Genomic DNA, 3,139 nt, shown 5'->3' on the forward strand with positions numbered 1-3,139 from the left:
GTGGGTTGAATGACACACTGCTTTCGCGAGCAAGCCCGCTCCCACATTTTTTTGATGTGTGGTGCTTAGCGAAGCGCCAACAGCCCTTGAACCAGCGGCTGCAAATCCAGGCCATTGACCTGCTTGACCTGCTCGATCAGCGTCTCGGGCCAGCACTGCATCCCCAGGCAGGCGCCCAACATGGCGCCAAGAATCGCAGCGATAGTGTCGGTGTCGCCGCCAAGGCTGGCGGCCAGGCACAGGGCCTCGAACGCGTTCATATCACCCACCGCCACTTGTTGCGCGAGGGCAAACGACACCACCACCGATTCCTGGGACGCGACAGAGGTGCCAATCAATTCGTAGAGCAAGTCGGCAAACAGCGCTTTGTCGCCGCTGCCGACGCTCAGGGTGCGTGCCCAACTGATGCGGGTGGAAATGCGCCCACCGGCGATCCAGTGACCATGGCCTTCGGCCTGCCGGGCGATCTGGACGCCGATGTTCAGCGCCTCGCCCAGGTCCACGCCATTGATACCGGCCGAGACCACCGCCGCCACCGCGGCGGCACTGGAAATACCCAATGTGGTGTTATGCGTGACCTGGCACGCCTGAATCACCGCCTGGATAAAGTGCGCGGGGTCGCTCACATCGGCGGCAATCCCCACCGGGGTGATGCGCATCGCCGCGCCGTTGGTGGTGCCGTAACGCCCGGATTCTTCCGGCGTGTGGCCGGCGAGGATCATGTCGATCGCGCGCTTGGTCGATGGCCCGAGCAAGTCCTGGGAGCCCTTGGCACGCATCACCGCTTCCCAGTCGATCAGGCGTTGGGCGAGCACGGTGGGTTCGATTCGGCCCTGGCCTTCGACCAGCAATTCGCCGACCAAAATCGCCTGTTCAGTGTCATCGGTGATAGAGCCTGCGGGCATGTTCGGCGCGATGGGTTGGTCGGCATCGGCATCTTCCAGGCCGGTGATGGCGCCAAAGCGCGCCCGGACCTGCTCGCGGCTTAACGACTGGGTGGGCATGCCCAAGGCATCGCCCAACGCCAAGCCATAAAAAGCGCCGAGCGCGCGGGTGTTCGGGGTCATTTCGAAGCTCCAAACTGCAGGTGCAGGCGAAAGTGCAGAGGGTCGAGCAAGCTTTCGACATGCTCCATGAAGCGCTCGCGGCGGTCGTAGGTGGTGCGCGAGGCCTTGAGAAATACCGTGCCCGCCGGACGCCCGAGCAATTCGGCGTCTTCATCGCTGAGGGGCTCGGCGCCGATCCACTGGTCACCTTCGGCGCCAACATAGCCGTAGGCCGCCAAGGTGATGGTCAAGGAATTGTCGATCAGGCCCACGTCGGGCAGGCTTTCAAGGCCACCGGAGGCAGGCATCAGCGAACGTTCCAGGGACACGGCGACGCCATCAGGCGCACAGCGGCGGCGGTCGAGGGCGATGAACCGCTCACTGCCGAAACGGCTGAACAGGTCCGGGCGGGTGACCGCCTCCAGGCGCAGGATATCGGTGGTCACCCGCGCGCCGGTGTCTGCCAGGGCCTGGGCCCAGCCGCTGCGCTGGTCGAGCACCATGCCGTCAAAGGTGACGATGGAGCCGACGCCGCTTTGCGTGGCGATGTAGTTGCGGCGTTTGAGTTCGGCCAGGGCTTCGCGCAAGGTGCCACGGCTGACCGCAAACTCTTCGGCGAGTTGATGCTCGCCCGGCAGCAGGAAACCGTCGGCCATCACCCCACCCTCGATACGGCGGATGAGCTCGTCGACGACGCGTTTTTTCTTATCAAATCGGACATGTCTAATCATGTACAAATTGATAACCGAAAGCGCCCGTTTGCAGCAAGCGAATTATTTCAGGGAGATGAAAAAACCGGCCTCAGGGCTCCAGGCCAATGCGGAAAAACTCCCCGCCGCTCCAGACGCCCAGCCAGTTCTGACCGTTGATCGGACGGCTCACCGCCAGCTCGACCAATTGGTAGAACACGTTGCGATGCACCAGGGCTTCGAGGTTGGTGCGCACGCGCACATAGGGTGCCGGTTCCTGGGTAACAGGGTCGATCACCACCCGCAGCGGGTGTTCGAGGCCGGCCTCGATCTGCTCGTCGACGTTGGTGCTAAAGCGCAGTACCTGGCGTTCGCCCTGCCCTTCAACGTCCAGGGTTACGGCGACAAAGGGCGCGTCATCGACGCTGATGCCGACTTTTTCCACCGGGGTAACCAGGAAGTAGTCATCGCCGTCGCGGCGGATGATGTTGGAGAACAGCTTGACCATCGGCTTGCGCCCGATCGGCGTGCCCTGGTAGAACCAGGTGCCGTCTCGGGCGATGCGCATGTCAATGTTGCCGCAGAAATTCGGGTTCCACAGATGCACCGGCGCCGGCCCTTTGCCTTTGGGCAGTTGGGCCAATAGATCATTGGCCTTGGCGGAATCGGTCATGGGGTTCTCCTCTGGATTATTGATCACCCATTCCCAGCAGGCCGCGGGCGTACTGCGCCAGGGGGCGGGCAATCAGGTCTTCTGGCTTGTTGTCGTGGAACGTCAGTAAACCGCCACGGCTGCGAATACGTGCAGTATCAATCAAATATTGGGTGCTGGTCTCGATCAACATGATCTGGATCACGCCGCTGTCGAGGCCGACGCGGTCGAGGGCTTGTTGATCGGTCCACTCATCGGCGTTGCCGATACGGTCATCGGCTGCCGCAAAGCGGCAATACAGCAGGTAGTGAGCACCCGCGCCACGGGCCTCGGCCATGGCTTGTTCAAGGCCTTCAGGTTTGCGCGCGCGGCGCACCATGGGAAAGTACTCGACGAAGCCGTTGAAGGCTTCTTCAGCCACCACGTTAGGTCGCGGGTAAGCGCTGCCCGGCGGCACGAAGGCGCCCTGGGCGATGAAAACGAAGGAGTCGGGCTGTATGCGAATCGACGCGGTACGGCGCGTGTCACTGTGGTCCAGCAACCCCGCGTCGCTCATCTGATAGCGGGTGCCTTCGGCCATATCGCTGACGGTCATGCAACCACTCAGCGTCAATGACGCCAGCAACAAAACCAGACTACGCATCCTAATCCTCCAGGAGCCGGTGACGGAAAACCGGCGAATGGGCACAAGATGCAGAATCCGCGCCATTCAAGAGCAACACAAAACAAATGTGGGAGCGGGCTTGCTCGCG

4 protein-coding genes are annotated in these 3,139 nt (G+C 62.2%); all 4 read right to left on the reverse strand.

Annotated features, from left to right (window positions below; all coding sequences use genetic code 11):
* Positions 1 to 65: 65 nt before the first annotated feature.
* The gene (locus WBB95_RS06210) at positions 66 to 1,067 is read right to left on the reverse strand and encodes an ADP-ribosylglycohydrolase family protein (protein WP_424486765.1); all 1,002 of its coding nucleotides are present in this window, start codon (positions 1,065 to 1,067) and stop codon (positions 66 to 68) included.
* Positions 1,064 to 1,777 (reverse strand): GntR family transcriptional regulator, encoded by a 714-nt coding sequence (locus WBB95_RS06215; protein ID WP_424486766.1) that lies wholly within the window; start codon positions 1,775 to 1,777, stop codon positions 1,064 to 1,066. The genes WBB95_RS06210 and WBB95_RS06215 overlap by 4 nt, the downstream gene beginning before the upstream one ends.
* 70 nt (positions 1,778 to 1,847) lie before the next feature.
* A complete protein-coding gene (locus WBB95_RS06220; RefSeq protein ID WP_424486767.1) occupies positions 1,848 to 2,408 on the reverse strand; it encodes a DUF1285 domain-containing protein in 561 nt (186 codons plus the stop codon).
* Positions 2,409 to 2,424: 16 nt separating this feature from the next.
* A complete protein-coding gene (locus tag WBB95_RS06225; protein WP_106576165.1) occupies positions 2,425 to 3,030 on the reverse strand; it encodes a DUF4823 domain-containing protein in 606 nt (201 codons plus the stop codon).
* Positions 3,031 to 3,139 lie beyond the last annotated feature (109 nt).

The sequence above is a fragment of the Pseudomonas sp. genome (assembly GCF_049645325.1).
GTDB lineage: Bacteria > Pseudomonadota > Gammaproteobacteria > Pseudomonadales > Pseudomonadaceae > Aquipseudomonas.